Source organism: Streptomyces sp. NPDC047000 (genome assembly GCF_040644295.1).
GTDB lineage: Bacteria > Actinomycetota > Actinomycetes > Streptomycetales > Streptomycetaceae > Streptomyces.
In genome coordinates this window covers 17695-35102 of record NZ_JBEYWE010000032.1, presented here as the reverse complement: position 1 = coordinate 35102, position 17408 = coordinate 17695, and the positions used below count along the sequence as shown (strand labels likewise).

Sequence of the window (17408 nt, the reverse complement as noted above, 5' to 3'; positions counted from 1 at the left end):
TCTCCCCCGGTCAGGCGACCGTGGCGCGGTCGCGGTCGCGGACCGGGAAGCGGAAGCCGCGCCGGGACGTCTCGACGAAGCGGTTGTGGCCGTACTCGTCGCGTCCCGAGACCAGGACGTTGCCGAACCGCTCCAGGGACGCGGTGCCGCCGAACTCCTCCAGTCCCTCCGAGTGCGGGTACACCCGTACGGACGTCGGCAGGTAGCGGCCGGCGAACCCGAGCCGCATCTGGTTGGTCAGGCCCGCGTGCGGGTGGGAGGCGTGCATGAGGGTCGACCAGAAGATCACGAACTGGCCCTGCCGCATGACCTGCGAGACGGCGGCGGACTCGTCGGGGCGCCAGTCGGGGTCCTTCTGCAGCTGCCGGTAGTCGTAGCCGAAGAAGCCGCGGCGTACGCCGTCCTTCTCGCGCCGGTTGATGGCGTCCGGGTCGTAGGACATGGTCTTGGACTCGTCGTAGTTCATCGTCCGGTGCGAGCCCGGGATGAACTGGAGGCAGCCGGTCTCCACCGTGGCCGGGGTCAGCGCGGTCCACACGGTGACGGTGCCGCCGAACCCGGCGTCCTCGGGCCAGACGATCTGCGGGTGCTTGGAGCCCGCGACGTTGGAGAAGTTGTCGGCCTGGTGCCAGTCCGTCCCCTCGTCACCGGGGTACTTCGGGAAGAACTCGCTGCGCCAGCACAGCGTGTCGCGGCCCAGGATCGAGGAGACCCGGTCGACGATCTCCGGCCGGGTGATGTGCGCGGACAGGAAGTCGATGTCGAGGTGACGGTCGTAGTTGGAGAGGTTGGTGACCCCGGAGGCGCCGCTGTCCGCGCCGTACACGGCGAGGTCCGTGTCGAGGAGGTCCGCGCGGAGCAGACGCAGGTGCCGCTCCGCCTCGTCCTCCTCGTACAGGTCGAAGGGGCCCAGGTAGCCGTCCCGGTGGAACTGCTCCAGTTCGGCGTCGGACAGTGAGAAGTCGGCGGGCTGTGCGTTCACGGTGTCTCCAGTCGGTACGGACGAACAGGAACGGGGGTCTGGATGCCGGGCGTCCGGTCGGCGGCCCGGACGGTGTCCGCGGCGGCGTCCCCGGCGCACGGACCGGGCAGCTCCGCGAGGTCCGAGGCGATCGTCCCGGCGACGGCGGGCAGGGAGCCGGTGATGAAGAAGTGGCCGCCGGGCAGCACGGTCTGGCGGAAGGCTCCGAGGGTCTCCATCCGCCACGCGCCCATCCGTTCCGGCGAGGCGGGCCCGTCCTCCGCGCCGGAGAACGCGCGGACGGCCATCGGCAAGGCCGGCCGGGCACGGTAGGGCCGGGTCGCCACGACCGTCAGATCGGCGCGCAGCGTGGGCAGCAGCAGATCGAGCAGGTCCGGGTCGTCCAGCACGTTCTGCGCGGTGCCGCCGAGGTCGCGCAGGTACGCGACGAGGCTGTCGTCGGACTCGTTCCAGGCCGGCACCTCGCGCTGCAGGTACGGTCCCGGGCTCGCGGCCACGAACAGGGCCCGGGGCAGGGGCAGTCCGCGGTCGCGCAGGGCGTGCGTGAGGTGGTACGACACCTGGGCGCCCATGCTGTACCCGAAGAAGGCGTACGGCAGGTCGAGGCGCGGGCCGAGGGCGTCGGCCAGGTCCTCGACCAGGGGCCCCATACGGTCGTAGGGGCGCTCGGCGATCCGGTTCTCGCGGCCCGGCAGCAGCACCGCCTCGACGGACACGTCGGCGGGCAGGTGGTCCGGCAGTTCCCGGAACATGCCCGGTCCGCTGCCCGCGCAGTGCAGGCAGATCAGCCGGAAGCGGGGCTCCCCGCCGGGGTTCAGCCGCCGTATCCAGCGGTCCCGGCGGATCCCGGCGGTCATCGCGCGTGTCCCGCGGCGGTGGGCAGCAGGCCGGCCGAGAACACCCGCAGCAGTGCGCCGGGCGCCTCGGTGAAGGTGTAGTGCTCGCCCTGGAGCAGTTCGAAGACGGTGTCGCCGCAGACGTCCCAGCCGCCCATGCTCCGGTAGGGCACCTCGAAGTCGCCGCTCCAGCCGATGGCCGTGAGCGCCACCGGCAGTCGCGGCGGATCGGGCACGTGGTAGCGCTTGTTGGCCTCGATGTCCGCGCGCAGGATGCCGAGGGTGAGGTCGATCAGGCTGGGCAGCGGCTCGCCTCCGAGCCTGATCATCAACTGTCCCAGTTCCTCGCGCAGTTCGTCGTCGGTCAGGCGGAGGAAGCGTCCGCGGGGGCCGTGCTGGGGCGCCACTTGGGAGGAGAGGAACAGCCCGGTGGGACGCGGGTGTCCGTCCCGTACGAGGTGGACGGCCGTCTCGTAGGCGGCCAGGGCCGCGCCGCAGTGCCCGAACAGTCCGTAGGGCCGGTCGAGATACGGCAGCAGGGCCCCGGACAGCTCACCGGCGAGTTCCTGGTACGTCGCGGGGGGCCGCTCACGGATGCGGTTCTCCCGGCCGGGCGGCTGGACCGGGCAGATCTCGACGCCGTCCGTGAACCGCGGCCACTGCCGGTACATGCTCGCCCCGCACCCGGAGTACGGGACGCAGAACAGGCGGGCCCGCGCGTCCGCGGAGGGCTCGCGGATCAGCCACGGGGTGTCCGGGCGCTGGGGCGGACGGTCGGTCCGCGGGTCCGGTGGGCTCGGCATCGTCACCCTTCCTCGGGTCGGGTCGGCTGGTCAGTAGCCGACGCGTCCGCGCCGGGCGCGCAGCCGGGCGGTGATCGGCAGGTGGGTGTACCCGGCCACGAAGCCGGAGTACAGGCGGCGGGGCGGGCCGGCGATCTCGAAGGACTCGAACCGGCTGAGGAGTTCGGCGAACAGCAGGCGCAGGGTGACCTTCGCGACGGTGTGTCCCACGCAGAAGTGGACTCCGGCGCCGAAGGTGATGTGCCGGTTGGGCCGGCGCCTGATGTCGAAGACGAACGGGTCCTTGAAGACCTCCTCGTCGAAGTTCGCCGAGTTCAGCCAGGTGACCAGCGCGTCGCCGCGGTGGATGCGGGTACCGCGCAGGAGCACGTCGCGGGTCGCGTAGCGCAGGAAGTGGCCGGCCGGTGAGGCCCAGCGCAGGGCCTCCTCGGTGGCGCGGACGGTCAGTTCGGGGTGGGCGGCCCAGTCCTCGAACACCCCGGTGTCCGTCTGGGTGGCCATGACGGTGCTGGCCACGTGTCCGGTCGTCACGTTGGCGCCCAGCAGGAGGCTGTAGCAGTTGGACATGACCTCGCCCGGCGACATCGTCCGGCCGCCCAGGTCGAGGGTCAGCAGGAAGCTGAGCAGGTCGTCGCCGAGGGCCTTCTCGCGTTCGTGCGCGAGGTCCTGGAAGTAGGCGAACAGTTCGCGGTGGGCGGTCTCCAGGGTGGCCGTGGGGCCGGCCGGCAGCATCAGCCGGGGGTCGTCGGGTGCGACGCAGGCGCTGGTGAAGCCGGTCAGCTGCGCCCAGTCGGCCTCCGGGATGCCCATCAGCACTCCGGTGACGGCCATCGGCAGCAGTGTCATGGCCTGCCCGAAGTCGAAGACCCCTCCGTCGGCGAGCGGTTCGACGACCCGCCGCACGGTGGCGCGGATGCGTTCGCGGTGCGCGTCCACCGACTTCATCGACAGGGCCCGTTGCAGGGGTTCGCGCATCGCCGCGTGCCGGGGCGGGTCGGTGACGGCCATCTGTTTGCCGCCGGCCGGGTCGTCGGTGCCGAGCATGCGCAGCAGGTTGCCGTGCTCGGAGGTGAACGCCGTGTGGTCGCGCAGGACGCGGTCGCAGTCCCGGTACCTGGTCAGCGACCAGTAGCCCAGGCCGGACGGCGTCGTGCGCCTCTCGACGGGCGCGTGCCGCCGCAGGTCGCGCCAGACCGCGTGGGCGGCGCGGCCGTCGTCGGTGTGCAGGGCCGGGTCCGCGGGGTCCAGCCGCCCGGCGTGCGCCGGGCAGCCGGTCGGGGACCCGGCCGGTGCGGGTGCGCTCACTGTCCGAGGCCCTTGGCGAACTCCGCGACGGTCGGCCGGAGATAGAACTCGCGGGCGGGGACGTCGATGTCGTGGGACCGCTTGAGCGTGCCGAGGACCTCCGCGACCGTCAGGGAGTGACCGCCGAGGTCGAAGAAGTCGTCGTCGACCCCGATCGGTTCGATCCGCAGGACGGATCCCCACAGTTCGGCCAGCCGGCGTTCCATGGCGGTGCGCGGGGCGGTGAACGGGGTGCGTACGTTGCGCGGGGCCCGGGACACGGCGGGCAGCCGCAGGCGGTCGACCTTGCCGTTGGGCTTGAGGGGCAGTCCGGGGCTCACCAGGACGGCCCACGGCACCAGATAGGCGGGCAGCGTGGCGCGGAGCCTGTCGCGCAGCAGGACGCCGAGCTCTTCGGCCTGCCCCCGCGAGGTGTCCGGGGTGTCCGCCTCCGGGGAGGGCACCACGTAGGCGAGGAGCCGCTTGCCGCCGGTGCCGTCCTCCTGCGCGACCACGACGGCGTCGCGCACCTCCGGGAAACGGGCCAGTTCGGCGGCGACGTAGCCGGGTTCCACCCGGTAGCCGCGGATCTTGACCTGGTCGTCGACGCGGCCGAGGAACTCCAGTTCGCCGTTGTCGTCCCAGCGGGCCAGGTCGCCGGTGCGGTACATCCGGGCGCCCGGCACTCCGGAGAAGGTGTCCGGCACGAAGCGCTCCGCCGTGGCTCCCGGGCGGTTCACATAGCCGTGGGCCAGGCCGTCGCCCGCCGCGTACAGTTCGCCGCGCACACCGGGCGGCACCGGCCGCAGCAGGCCGTCGAGCACGGCGACCCGGGTGCCGGTGACCGGGCGGCCGATGGGGACGCCTCCCGTCCCGGGAACGTCGCGGCTCGTGCGGCAGGTCGTGAACGTGGTGTTCTCGGTGGGGCCGTAGGCGTGGGTGAAGGTGAGACCGGGGTGGGCGTCCAGCAGGCGTCGCAGATGGCCGGGGGACATGACCTCGCCGCCCGCGATGAGGTGCCGCAGGCCGCCGAAGGCGTCCAGGTGGCCGCTGACGAGCTGGTGGAACAGGCCGGTCGTCAGGAACAGGACGCTGACCTTCTCGCGCCGCAGCACGTCACCGAGCCGGCCGACCTCCAGGGTGCCGGCCGGCGCGACCGCGAGCCGGCAGCCGTGCACCAGCGGCGCCCAGATCTCCAGGGTCGAGGCGTCGAAGGCGACGGGTGCCAGCTGGAGGAACACGTCCTCGGGTGAGACGTCCATCCAGTCGGGGTCGCGGACCAGGCGGGAGACGGCGCGGTGCGACACCATCACGCCGCGTGGCCGGCCGGTGGAGCCGGAGGTGAAGCTGATGTAGGCGGTCGAGTCCGGGTCCTGCGGGGCCGGGGCCGCGGACGGTGCGTCCGGGGCCTCCCCCGCGGTGCCCTCGGTGGCCGGGTCGATCACCGGGAGGCCCTGCGGTGCGCGGTCGCGCAGCCCCTCCTCGGCGACGAGGACGGTCGCACCGGCGTCCGCGACGAGCCCCGCCCAGCGCTCGGCCGGGTCCTGCGGGTCGAGGACCATGTAGGCCCCGCCGGTCTTGAGGATGCCGAGGAGGGTGACGACGAGGTCGGGCGAGCGGCGCTGGAGGACGGCGGCCACGCGGTGCGGGCCGAGTCCGGCCGTGCGCAGCCGCCGGGCCAGCCGCTCGGCGCGCGTGTCGAGTTCGCCGTACGTCAGCACCTGGTCGCCGCGGCCGACGGCCGGTGCGCCGGGTGCGGCGGCGGCCCGTTCGGCGACCAGTTCGTGCACGCAGCGGGCCGGCGGCGGGGTCCGGTCGGCGCGGCCGAGGGCCGCGAGGTCGCGGCTCTGCGCCGATGTCGCCAGGTCCAGGGCGGAGACCCGGCGGGCCGGGTCCTCCGTGCCGCAGCGGGACGCGGTGTGCGCGGCGGCTTCGAGGCCCGGGGCGCGGGCGCCGTGGACCAGGAGGGTCACGCTCTCCTCGTCGAGCACGAGCGTGTGGTCGCTGTCCGGGGCGTCCGCCCCGGTCTCCTCGTCCCCGGCGGCCGGGAGTTCGTCCAGCGCGGCCGACGCGCGGGCGGCCAGCACGGCGAACGAGGGGTCGTCGCCCAGGCCGAGGGTCACGGTGCCGGAGCGCACGGCGCCGTCGGCGGTGACGTGACAGGCGACGGTCACGTCGTCCTGGCCCGTGCGGCGGTGGACCACCGCGGCGAGGGAGGCGAGAGCACGCGGTGCCGTCGCGGTCCGCGGGGCGGCCGTCCTGCTCATCAGTTCGGTCATGGGCGTCCTTGTCGGGGGAGGGCGGGAATGCGGCGGTGCCGGAATTCCGGCGGACCTAAGAGAGTGCGGACGCGGATTTCCTGCCACCCGCGCTCGCCGTGTTCCCTGTTTTCTACAATCCTCCGGAAACGAGCGTCATTCACAGAGGATTCAGAAGGGGATGAGAATTGCGCGGGTGTCGCGTCAGCGTTTCGTTGAGTCACGTTCCCGCACGTCAGCCGTTCTTTTCGAGTTCTCTCGCGGAAGTCTCGTCGTCAGGGGGACGGTGGGGTGAACCGGACCGGCAGCGAGGTGACTCCGTAGAAGGAGGTGATGTCGGGGAACCAGGAAACGGCGTCCCGGTCGCTCACCCGGTAGTCCGGGATCCGGGTGAGTATTTCTTCCAGCATCACGGTGAAGAGGGCGCGTGCCAATGGCGCGCCGAGGCAGTAGTGCGAGCCCGCGCCGAACGCCAGATGTCCGGAGGTGTCCCGGTCGAGGTCGACGGTGTCGGGGTCCGGGAAGACCGTCTCGTCCCGGTTGGCCGAGGCCCAGCTGACGAAGACCCGCTCCCCCGCGCGCAGTGTGCGGCCGCCCAGTCCGGTGTCCCCGGCGGCGGTCCGGCTGGTGCCCTGCACCGGCGACATCCAGCGGGCGTACTCCTCCGCGGCCCGCGGGATCAGCGCCGGGTCCGCCACCAGCCGGGCCTTCAGGGCGGGATGCTCCGCCAGGTGCAGCAGGGCCGTCGCGGTGAGCGAGGACACCGGGTCGATGCCCAGCAGGATGAGGTACAGCATGGACAGGATGTCCTCGTCGGAGACGGGCTCGCCGTCCACCGTGGCGTCCAGGAGGAGCGGGAAGAGGCTGCGGTCGGTGCGGGAACAGCCCTCTTCCCGTCGCACGTCCAGCTCCTCCACCAGGACCATGGTGATGCGCTGGGCGTGGTCGCGGGCTCCCGGCAGGTCGTGCGGCGCGGCCAGCAGCGCCCGGTGGACCAGCGAGACCAGCTCCGGCCAGCGGTCGTCCGGCAGCCCGAGGTCGCGCATGGTGGCGATGCCCGGCACCCGCTGGGTCACCGCGGTGACGAGGTCGCAGGCGCCCTCGGCGACGACGGCGTCCACGCTCTCCCGGGCCAGCCGGCGCAGTTCCGGCATCCGTTCGCGCACCCTGCCGGCCGAGTAGAACGACGAGAGCAGTCTGCGGAACTTGAGGTTGCGCGGTGAGTCCTCCTCCAGCGGTACGAGCCTGCCGGTCTGTCCCAGGGGCGGGATGGTCACGCCCTGGAGGGTTCCGTCGGGGAGGACGTGCCCGGTGCGGAACACTCCGTCGCGTCCCGCCTCCGACGCCTCCGCGTGCCGCCCCGCGACCCAGAACCCGCCCCAGGCCCGGCTCCAGGGCAGGGGGCACCGGGACCTGAGGCGGGCGTAGGCGGGGAAGGGGTCCTGGGCGAGGGACGGGTCGTGACTGTCGAAGTCGACGGCGTCGGACCGCGCGGCGGGCAGAACCGGGCAACCGGGTGCCCCCACACCGGAGACCGCGCCTCCCGGGTCGCCCCCGGGGGCACTGCCGGCGGCACTGCCGGCGGCACCGTTCCCGGTGTTCGTGAGCTGGTCGTCGAGGTCAGCGTCCACGTCTCGTTACCTCCCGTAGGCCTGTCGCCTGTCGCGGCACCGGCACCCCGTGGGCATCGCCAGGGCCCGCCTCCCCTGTCGGGGCATCGACGGCGTCGCGCGTGAGGGGCGAACGCTCGGGAAGGCGGGCCCTGGACATCTGGCGCGGCCGCTGCGGCCGCGGGTCATGGGGCCGTCAGGTCCAGCTCACGACGGTGTGGGCGTCGGTGAACCCCATGATGAAGGAGACCGTCGTACGGTTGCCGGTGCTGGCGTCCACCGCGTGCACGAACGCGCCGTTGAAGGCGTAGACGTCGCCCTCGCGGATCTCCAGGCGGAGTTCCTCGAAGTCGGCGAGGTCCTCGGCGGTGTAGGGCAGTCCCGTCAGCTCGATGCCGAGCGAGCGCCGGGTCGCGTCGTCCGGGCGGATGTTCCAGATCACCAGCCGTCCGCCGGCGGTGTGTTCGGTGCACATGTTGACCGCGCAGATGTCGTGCTCCAGGACGTGCTGGATCTCGAAGCCGGCCTGCCGCGGGTCCTTGCACTGGGCCTCGTCCTCGTGCGGGTCGAGGGAGAAGTCGCCCTCCTTGTCCCAGGCGCGGATCAGCGCGGCGCAGGCCTGACGGCCGTCCATCTGCGCCACCCGCAGGGACGCGCCCTCCTGGCGCAGGGCACCGTTCACGCCGTCCCGGAACCGGTGCCAGGGCGATCCGGGAGCGTCGATGACCTCACGGACGTGGGCGGCGACGGCGGCGGACTCGTCGAGGTAGGTGCCGGCGTCCTTGTTCCAGTGGTAGGCGCCGACGTAGTGCGACGGTTCGCCCTCACGGTGCTGGCGCGCCGGGCTGGCCCAGAACCGCTCCGTCAGCTCCTTGCGCGCGGCCGGGGGGATGACGTCACGGAAGATCACTCCGAGTCGGCGGCCGTGCAGGACGTCCAGGACCAGTCCGTAGTCCAGTTCGTCGCGCTCCTCGAAGCGGAAGAACTCCGGACCGGCCTGCTGTCCGCTCAGCCGTACCTTGCTCTGCTGCATCGGTCTTCCCTCTTTCACACGTACGCGAGTGCTGGTGCGGGGACACGGGTCGGGGCGGGTGCGGCCCCGGATCAGGGCTGCGGGACCCGCCGGGTGACGAAGGTGTCGCCCACCACGTAGCCGTCGAGGTCGTGCTGTTCGCCGTAGCGGATCAGGTCGCTGGTCCGGTTGATGAAGCCGCGACCGGAGAAGTTCAGCGAGGTGTTGCACAGCACGCTGAAGCCGGTGATGTCGCGGAAGGCCGTCAGCAGGCTCGCCACGCCCGGGTTCTGACGAGGCGTCACGGTCTGTGCGCGGGCCGTGCCGTCCACGTGGGTGACGGCCTTGAGGGCCTCGGAGCGCACGGTGCTGAAGTAGAGCATGTACGGGTCCGGGACGGAGCCCTCGAACCAGCGGCCGGCGTCCTCCTCCAGGCAGATCGGCGCGATGGGGCGGTAGCCCTCCCGCTGCTTGATCTTGTTGAGCCGGGCGGTGGTCTCCGCGCTGAACGGCGCCGCCAGGATCGACCGGTTGCCCAGCGCCCGCGGTCCCATCTCCCAGCGCCCGCGCGCCCAGCCGATGATGCCTCCGCCGGCGATGAACCGGGCCACCTCGGCGTAGTCCAGGGGCCGGCTCTCGTAGTGCTGCGGGTCGAAGGCGGTGTCCTCGACGAAGTCGTCGCCCGCGTAGACGTCCCACTCCACGGACGCCGTGCCCGTGTAGTACAGCTGCGCGTCGATCGCGGTGCCCAGCGACGAGCCGCTGTCGTTGGGGCACGGCGGGACGAACACCTCCGGGAACAGGCCGCATTCGGCCCAGCGGCGGTTCCACTCGCAGTTGAGCGCGCAGCCGCCGGAGATCAGCAGCGGCAGCCCCTCGGTCAGGTGCTCCTGGGCGTAGGCGAGGAAGCGGCCGAAGAGGGCGTCGGAGAACTTGGCCGCGAGGTCCTTGTACTCCTGGGACTCGACGCCGATGTTGCGGAACGGCGTCCAGCCCATCTCGTCCTTGCCGAGGGTGGTGATGATGCGTTCCTGCGCGAGCAGGAAGTCGATCAGTTCCCGCTCGTCGGCGGTGGTCCCGGTGGGGCGGGCGAAGCCGGTCAGGGCCATCTGCTTGCCGGCGTCCTGGAGTCGCAGGACACCCTTGTTGGCGGTGAACCCCCGGTCGGCCAGGGCGAAGAGGTAGGCGTACTTGTTGCCCGGGTCGGACATGACGTGGCGCAGGTGGGTGACGGCGCCGCTCTCGTCGATCCGGTAGAAGGACCCGATGTTGCCCTCCCAGACCAGGCAGTAGTACGGCTGCCCGGCGGGGAAGGGGGAGAGCCCGTAGGCGGTCATGATGTGCGAGCGCTCGTGGGTGGAGGAGAAGACCCGCACGTCCTTGCCGAGGAACCGGCCCGGCCGGTCGGTCACCGATCCCTCGCCGACGCCGAAGTAGCCGGTCTGCGAGGGCGGTTCCTCGGAGTACGTGCCCTTGACCCAGCCGCCCACGGCCACCGCGTCGGGCAGCCGGTCGAGCCGCTCGGTCGCGGCGAGCAGCACCTCCGCGGTCAGCGAGTCGTAGCGCGGGAAGGAATCCTTCTCGGCCTCGAGCGAGAACAGCAGGCGGCCGTCGTCGATCGCGGTGACCGCGCTGTCGTGCCCTTCCTTGAACGACAGGATCAACATGTCTCTTCGCTCCTTCCGCCGGCTGGTCCTGTGGACGGCCGGTCCGCGGTGACGCCGTCGGCCAGTAGCCGCAGCAGCTTCTCGGGCCCTTCGATGAAGCCGTAGTGGCCGCCGTCGAAGACGACCTGTTCCGTCTCGCCGCACGCCGCCCAGCCGGTCATCCGCTCCGGTTCCATGCCGATGTCGCCGCTCCAGCCGATCGCGGTGATCGGGCACGGCAGGCGCGGTGGATCGGCCAGGTGGTAGCGGCGGTTGACCTCGATGTCGCCGCGCAGCACACCGAGGGTCATGCCGATGAAGGTGGGCAGCGGGGTGCCGCCGGACTGCACGATCAGCGTGCGCAGTTCCTCGGTCAGCTCCTCGTCGTCCATCTGGAGGTGGCGGCCGTACGGGCCGTCCTGCGGCGCCACCTCGGAGGAGACGAACAGCCGCTCAGGAGGCCTCGCCCCGCGGCCGACGGCGTGCAGGGCCGTCTCGTAGGAGGCGAGTGCCGCGCTGCAGTGCCCGAACAGGGCGTAGGGGCGGTCGAGATGGGGGGCGAGGACCTCGGCGAGCACGCCGCCCAGTTCCTGGTAGGTCCGGAACGGCTGCTCCCTCAGGCGGTTCTCGCGTCCCGGCAGCTGTACCGGGACGAACTCCACGCCCTCGTACACGGAGGGCCATCGGCGGTACATCGAGGCGCCGCATCCCGAGTAGGGCAGCAGGAACACCCGGGCGTGCGCGTCGGGCGACGGTTCCCTCAGGAACCATCGTGGGGGTCGAACGGCGGTGGGCATCGGCCGGCGGACCTCGCCTTCGGTTCGGCGGACGGCCGCCCGGCAGCGGGCGGCCACGGATCAGTAGGCGGGCTTGCGCACCCGCGTCCTCGGACGGGCGGTGATCGGCATCTCGGTCCACCCGTAGATCGTGTGGGAGTACAGCCGCTTGCCGGGTCCGGCCGGGGCGAAGCCGGTGAACCGGCTGAACAGCTCGGCGAAGAAGAGCCGCAGGGTCACCTTCGCGACGGTGTGGCCGACGCAGTAGTGCGGGCCGATACCGAACGCCAGGTGCTTGTTGGGCCGCCGGGCGGCGTCGAAGACGAACGGGTCGGGGAAGACGTCCTCGTCGCGGTTGGCGGACGGCAGCCACACCGTCACCGCCTCGCCGGCCCTGAGGGGCGTGCCGCCCAGGACCGTGTCCCGGGTGACGTAGCGGACGAAGTGCGTGGTGGGCGTGGCCCAGCGCAGCGCCTCGTCGACACCGCTGACGATCAGGTCCGGCCGGTCGGCCCAGCGGTCGAGGGCCTCGGTGCCCATCAGTTCCGCGAGGGTGCTCACCGGTACCTGGGCCGTGGTGACGTTGGCGCCCAGCAGGAGGCTGTAGCAGTTGGAGATGACCTCTCCCGCGGTCAGCGGGCGGCCGTCGATCTCCATGCGCAGGAGCAGGCTGATGAGGTCGTCGCCGGGGTGGGAGCGCCGGTCGTGGACCATCTCGTGGAAGTAGGCGAACAGGCCGCGGTGGGCCATGTTGAGGACGCGGTCGATGCCGCGCTCGTCGCGGTAGCGGGGGTCCTCGGGCGCCACGGAGGCGGTGGTGAGGTCGATCAGCCGGCCCCAGTCCTCCTTCGGCAGCCCCATCAGGACGCCCGCCACGGCCATCGGCAGCCGGTTGGCGTGGGCGGCGAGGTCGTAGGGGCCTCCGTCGCCCAGCGGCTCGAGCAGCTCCGTGACCACCGCGCGGATCTGTCCGAGCCGCTCCATGGTCGGTTTCACGGCCAGGGCCCGCTGCAGCGGCTCGCGCAGCGAGGTGTGCCGGGGCGGGTCCGTCGCCGCCATCTGGTGGCCGCCCGCCGGGTCGCCGCGGCCGAGCAGATAGAGCAGGGTGCCGCGCTGCGAGGTGAACGTCGCGTGGTCGCGCAGCACGCGGTCGACGTCCGCGTACCGGGTGACGGACCAGTAGGGGTGGCCGTCCTTCTCGTGCCGGGTCACGGGGGCCCGGCGGCGCAGCTCGGTCCAGACGGCGTGCGGGTCGCGGTCGCTGTAGAGCGCGGGGTCGGCGAGGTCGGCGAGCGGTCCCAGGGCGGCGCGGTCCTGGTGGGCGGGGCATCCCGGGGGGACGGGCGCGGCCGGCGCCGCGTGCGGTGAGACGGTCACGTCCGGTTCTCCCGTCCGGCCAGGGCGTCGCCCACGGCCTCGCTCAACTCGGCCACGGTGGAACGCAGATACAGCGCGGTGGCCGGTATCTCGACGCCGAGGTCCTTGTGCATGAGGTCCAGCAGCTCGGCCGCGAGGAGCGAGTGGCCGCCGAGGTCGAAGAAGTCGTCCTCGATGCCCACGGGCGCGGTCCGCAGCAGCGTGCTCCACAGCTCGGTGAGGCGCCGCTGGAGCGGGGTGGCCGGGGGCACGTAGGCGTTGGTCACGCCGCGCGGGCGCGGGCCTTCGGTGCCGAGTGCCGCGCGGTCCACCTTGCCGTGCGCGGTGACCGGCAGCGCGGTGTGGACGAGGACGGTGTCCGGTACGGCGTAGCCGGGCAGCTCGGTGGCGAGCGCGGCGCGCAGCCCGGCGGCGAGGTCCTGGCCGGCCGGGCCTCTCGGGACGACGTGGCCGGTCAGGCGGGTGTGGCCGGTGCCGTCCTGTTCCACGACGACGACCGCGCGGTCGACGCCGGGCAGGCGGGCCAGGGCGGCCTCGACGGCGCCGGGCTCGACCCGGTATCCGCGGATCTTGACCTGGCGGTCGGTGCGTCCGGCGAACTCCAGGTTGCCGTCCGGCAGCAGCCGGGCCAGGTCGCCGGTGCGGTACATCCGGGAGCCCGGCGGTCCGAAGGGACAGGGCAGGAACCGTTCCGCGGTGGCGGCGGGCCGTCCCAGGTAGCCGCGGGCCAGGCCCGCGCCCCAGGTGTGGATCTCGCCGGTGGCGCCGGGGGCCACGGGGTCCATGTCCTCGTCGAGCACGGCGACGCCGGTGCCGGCGACGGCGGTGCCGATGGGGACGGCGCCGGGGGGTGCCTCGCCGGTGGTCCAGCGGGTCGTGAACGTGGTGTTCTCGGTGGGGCCGTAGCCGTTGGTGAACGTCAGGTGCGGCCAGGTGTCCAGGAGCCGGGTGACGAGCGCGGGTGAGGCGACGTCGCCGCCGGTGACCACGTGCCGGATCCCGGCGAAGACGGCCGGCCGGCTCTCGATCAGCTGGTGGAGCAGGCCGGTGGCCAGGTTGACGACGGTCACCCGGTGGCCGGTGACGGTGTCGGCGAGCGAGCCGAGGTCGACGGGGCCGCCGCCGGGGTGCACCACGAGGCGGGAGCCCGCGCAGAGCGCGCCGAAGATCTCCAGTGTGGAGGCGTCGAACGACACCGCGGACACCTGGAGCACGCGGTCCTGGGGCGTCAGGCGCAGCCAGTCCTGTGCCGTCACGAGGCGGTGGACGCCGCGGTGGGTGACGCCGACGCCCTTGGGTGCGCCGGTGGAGCCTGAGGTGTAGCAGACGTAGGCGAGGTCGTCGGGCGAACCGGCGCGGACCGCCCGGCTGCCGCTCCCGTCGTCGTGGCATCCGCAGCCTTGGCTCTCACCGCCGTGGCACCCGCAGCCGCGGCTCTCGGCGCCGCAGCACCCGTCGCCGCGGCTCTCGCCGTCGCAGTTCTCGCCGTCGTCGTTCGCGGCGGTCTCGTGCGCTGCCGCGCCGGCCGGTGTCACGGTCTCCAGCGTCGCGGGCAACCGGCCGGCGAGCGCGGGCGTCGTCACGGCCAGCCGTGCCCCGGCGTCGGCGGCGAGTTCCGCGAGCCGCCGGTCCGGGTCGGCGGTGTTGAGCGCCAGGTAGGCGCAGCCCGCCTTCAGGATGCCGAGCAGGGTCACGATCAGGTCGGCCGAGCGGTCCATGAGGACGGCCACGACGGCGTTCTCGCCGTCCGTGCGGGCGCGCAGCCCGGCGGCGAGCCGGCCGGCGCGGACGTCCAGTTCCGCGTAGGTGAGCGTCTGCCCGCCGCAGGTCACGGCCGGCGCGTCCGGGCTGCGGCGGGCCTGCCCGGCGATCAGTTCGTGGAGCAACGCGCCGCCGACGTCCGCCGTGTGCGGACCGGGGCGACCGGGCACGGAGCGTGACTCCGCCGGGGCGTCGGCCACAGTGCTGTCGATCAACTCCAGACCACCTCTCACCCTCCAAGGAGCGTGTCCGCCGAGGGGACGGCCCGATGCCGTTCCCGCGGAATCCGCTTCCGTGAAATGACTCTAGGCGGCGCCGCCCGCCCGGAAATCCGTCGATCGGACCACCGCGGTCCATGTTTTCCGTTGAGTCCGCACCCACGTTCTGTTGGGACGACGGCAGTGAATGCGCGGGGCCCCGACGGCGAAGTGCGTAATGCGCGCGAATCCCTTGACCGGCGGTTCGCCGTAATCGGATGGTGTCCCTGAACCAAGGCCGGTCCGGCCTCCTCACCGGTGAAATCGCCCGGTGTTTTCCGGGCGATCCGGTCTCCATCAGTGAAAAGGTCCCCGAAAGGTTGACCGCATGCCGACGCAGGAAACAAGTCGCGCGGACCGGACGCTCGGGAAGGATCTCCTGCGGGCGGCGCGGACGCTGGCCGCCGGCGGTGCCACGGGCGACACCGTGCTGTCCGTTCCGGGTGCGGGGCTTCCCGAGGATCTGGCCGCGGGCCTCGACGACATCGTCCGGCCGCCCGATCCCCGCGTGGGGCACCGGGTCGTCAAGGGGCTGCTCCGCCACGACGACCCGGGCCCGACGCCGTTGCACTGGCGGGCCGCCGATCCCTCGCGCGGCGCCGTCTTCGACATCGCGCTGGCGCTGGTCGCCGCCCGCCTCGGGCGGGTGTTCGGCTGGCGCAATCAGCAGGAGGGCCGGATCGTGCACAACATCCTGCCGAGCCCCGGTCAGGAACGTCTCCAGGTGGGGGCGAGCAGCGTGGTCCCGCTCGCCTGGCACACCGAGGACGCCTTCCATCCGCAGCGGGCCGACCTCCTGCTGCTGGCCTGCGTCCGCAACCCGGACGACGTCGGCAGCAGGCTCTCCGGCGCCACCGGGGCGGCCCTGTCCGCGGCCGAGGTGGAGCAGCTGCGGCGGCCGCTGACCGTGGTGCTGCCGGACGACAGCTACTCCGACCAGGAGGCCGAGGGGCGTCCGCCGGTCGGTGTCTCCACGCTCTGGCGGCGCGGCGGGAACGCCCTCGGCATCCGCTACGACCCTTCCTACACCCGCCGGCTGACAGGCGATCCGGCGTTCGCCGCCGCCTACGACCGGCTCGGTCACGCACTCGAGGAGAACGGCCGGGTCGTGCCGCTGGAGCCGGGCGACCTGCTGGTCATCGACAACGACGCCGTGGTGCACGGCAGGCTGGCCTTCACCCCGCGCTACGACGGAACGGACCGCTGGCTCAAGCGCGTCCTGGTGCGTTCGCCGCGGCCCCGGCCGGCCGGCGAGCGGCACGAGCACGGGTACGGCCAGGAACAGGTGGACGCCCAAGAGCAGGTGGGCACGGCCCGGCAGGGGTGAGCGAGAGGGAACAGGGCCGGGGCCGCACACCTGTGGTGCGGCCCCGGCCCTGTGGTGCGGGACCGGGGCCCCGTAGCGGGGCCCCGGTCCGGTCGTACGAATCACCGCAGGACCGGGGCCCGCCCTGCGTCGGGCCCCGGTCACACCGCTCGTGCCGCCCCGGGTGCGTCAGTAGCCGCGGGCCGGGTCGACCACGTTGCGCAGCGGCCGGCCCGCCCGGAAGCGGATCACGTTGTCCAGCAGCAGGTCGAGGCACCGTTCGTCGGTCCCGGCCGTGGCGTCGGCGCTGTGCGGGGTGATCAGCACGCCCGGTTCCGACCAGAGCGGTGACGACGGGGGCAGCGGTTCGGCGGCGAACACGTCCAGCGCCGCCCCGCCCAGCCGTCCGCCGCGCAGCGCGGCCACCAGCGCGGCCTCGTCCACGACCGGGCCGCGGCCCACGTTGACCAGCACGGCGCCCGGCCGCAGCAGCGCCAGTTCGGCGGTGCCGACGAGTCCCGCCGTCTCCTCGGTCAGCGGTACGGCGACCACGAGGACGTCGAGTCCGTGCAGGAACTCCGCCAGCCGCTCACGTCCGTGGACGGTACGCAGCCCCGGGAGCACGTCCTCGGAGTCCGGCCGGCCGGCCGTGCCGCGCCGGAAGCCCGTGACCCGGGCGCCGAAGGCGTCCAGGAGACGGGCGGTACGGCGGCCGATGTCGCCCAGGCCCAGCACCCCGGCCCGCCGGCCGCGCAGTTCGGCGGCGACGGGCACCTCCCACGTCCGCTCCCGCTGGGCCGCGAGGGTCCGGGGAAGCGCCTTGAGGTGGGCCAGCAGCACCGCCAGGACGTGTTCCGCGACCGCGCTGCCGTGCGTGCCGGCGCCGTTGGTGACCGTGAGGCCGGTCCTGGCCGCGTGCCGCAGCACCGCGGGCGGTACGCCCACGGCGGTGGTGTGCAGCCAGCGGCACTCCGGGCGGTCCGCGAGGAACGCGGCCACCTCGGCGTCGTCGCCCCGCCACAGGAGCGCGCCCGCGCAGGGACCGGACGCCGCCCGGTCACCCGGTCCCCCGTCGGTCAGCGGTCCCGGCCACAGCGCGGCGACCCGTTCGCCGGCCCGCGGCGGCAGCCCGAACAGCCGCAGACCGGCGTCCCGTTCCACGGCCGCCTAGCCGTGCGTCCCGGCGTGCCGGCGCACGCTGAGCGGGCGCATGTCGGTCCACACGGTGTCGATGTGCGACAGGCACTCCTCGCGCGTCCCGGACAGTCCCTCCGTACGCCAGCCCTCGGGCGGTGTGCGGTCGGCGGGCCATATCGAGTACTGCTCCTCGTCATTGAGGACGACCGCGAACCGCTCGGCTTTTTCCTGGTTTTCCATCACGGAGTTTCCTTTTCTCACTTCGTCCGGTGCCCGGAGACAAGAAACAGAGAACGTCCCATGAGCCTAGTCAATGCGTTCCCACCGTCGACAGCGCTGCGTCCGGGGTGCCGTCAGCGGATT

14 protein-coding genes are annotated in these 17408 nt (G+C 73.0%); 1 reads left to right on the top strand and 13 read right to left on the bottom strand.

Annotation, left to right across the window (positions count from 1 at the left end; translation table 11 throughout):
• Positions 1-10: 10 nt before the first annotated feature.
• From ABZ862_RS33140 to ABZ862_RS33090, 11 genes are all read right to left on the bottom strand, one after another.
• The gene (locus ABZ862_RS33140) at positions 11-982 is read right to left on the bottom strand and encodes a chlorinating enzyme (RefSeq protein WP_360966459.1); all 972 of its coding nucleotides are present in this window, start codon (positions 980-982) and stop codon (positions 11-13) included.
• A complete protein-coding gene (locus ABZ862_RS33135; protein WP_360966456.1) occupies positions 979-1839 on the bottom strand; it encodes a thioesterase domain-containing protein in 861 nt (286 codons plus the stop codon). Before ABZ862_RS33135 ends, ABZ862_RS33140 begins: the two co-directional genes overlap by 4 nt.
• A complete protein-coding gene (locus ABZ862_RS33130) occupies positions 1836-2621 on the bottom strand; it encodes a thioesterase domain-containing protein (RefSeq protein ID WP_360966453.1) in 786 nt (261 codons plus the stop codon). Before ABZ862_RS33130 ends, ABZ862_RS33135 begins: the two co-directional genes overlap by 4 nt.
• Positions 2622-2651: 30 nt before the next feature.
• Positions 2652-3926 (bottom strand): cytochrome P450, encoded by a 1275-nt coding sequence (locus tag ABZ862_RS33125; RefSeq protein WP_360966450.1) that lies wholly within the window; start codon positions 3924-3926, stop codon positions 2652-2654.
• Positions 3923-6184, bottom strand: a complete 2262-nt coding sequence (locus tag ABZ862_RS33120) for a non-ribosomal peptide synthetase (RefSeq protein ID WP_360966447.1) — start codon at positions 6182-6184, stop codon at positions 3923-3925. Before ABZ862_RS33120 ends, ABZ862_RS33125 begins: the two co-directional genes overlap by 4 nt.
• Positions 6185-6438: 254 nt before the next feature.
• Positions 6439-7794: a cytochrome P450 gene (locus ABZ862_RS33115; protein WP_360966445.1), complete on the bottom strand. Its 1356-nt coding sequence runs from the start codon at positions 7792-7794 to the stop codon at positions 6439-6441.
• A 175-nt stretch (positions 7795-7969) separates the two neighbouring features.
• A complete protein-coding gene (locus ABZ862_RS33110; RefSeq protein ID WP_360966442.1) occupies positions 7970-8806 on the bottom strand; it encodes a hypothetical protein in 837 nt (278 codons plus the stop codon).
• 71 nt (positions 8807-8877) lie between these two features.
• Positions 8878-10452, bottom strand: a complete 1575-nt coding sequence (locus tag ABZ862_RS33105) for a carbamoyltransferase C-terminal domain-containing protein (RefSeq protein WP_360966439.1) — start codon at positions 10450-10452, stop codon at positions 8878-8880.
• Entirely contained in the window at positions 10446-11228 is a 783-nt protein-coding gene (locus tag ABZ862_RS33100; RefSeq protein ID WP_360966437.1) for a thioesterase domain-containing protein, read from the bottom strand. Before ABZ862_RS33100 ends, ABZ862_RS33105 begins: the two co-directional genes overlap by 7 nt.
• Positions 11229-11288: 60 nt before the next feature.
• The gene (locus tag ABZ862_RS33095) at positions 11289-12584 is read right to left on the bottom strand and encodes a cytochrome P450 (RefSeq protein WP_360966434.1); all 1296 of its coding nucleotides are present in this window, start codon (positions 12582-12584) and stop codon (positions 11289-11291) included.
• The gene (locus tag ABZ862_RS33090) at positions 12581-14560 is read right to left on the bottom strand and encodes a non-ribosomal peptide synthetase (RefSeq protein WP_360966431.1); all 1980 of its coding nucleotides are present in this window, start codon (positions 14558-14560) and stop codon (positions 12581-12583) included. The genes ABZ862_RS33095 and ABZ862_RS33090 overlap by 4 nt, the downstream gene beginning before the upstream one ends.
• Positions 14561-14930: 370 nt before the next feature.
• On the opposite strand from ABZ862_RS33090, the gene ABZ862_RS33085 reads away from it, so the two are divergent.
• Complete coding sequence (locus ABZ862_RS33085; RefSeq protein ID WP_360966428.1) at positions 14931-15929, top strand: TauD/TfdA family dioxygenase; 999 nt, start codon at positions 14931-14933, stop codon at positions 15927-15929.
• Between the two features lie 168 nt (positions 15930-16097).
• Here ABZ862_RS33085 and ABZ862_RS33080 read toward each other — a convergent pair whose 3' ends face one another.
• Entirely contained in the window at positions 16098-17069 is a 972-nt protein-coding gene (locus ABZ862_RS33080) for a D-2-hydroxyacid dehydrogenase (RefSeq protein ID WP_360966425.1), read from the bottom strand.
• A 6-nt stretch (positions 17070-17075) separates the two neighbouring features.
• On the bottom strand, positions 17076-17285 hold the full coding sequence (locus tag ABZ862_RS33075) for an MbtH family NRPS accessory protein (RefSeq protein ID WP_360966422.1): 210 nt from the start codon (positions 17283-17285) through the stop codon (positions 17076-17078).
• Positions 17286-17408: the final 123 nt, after the last annotated feature.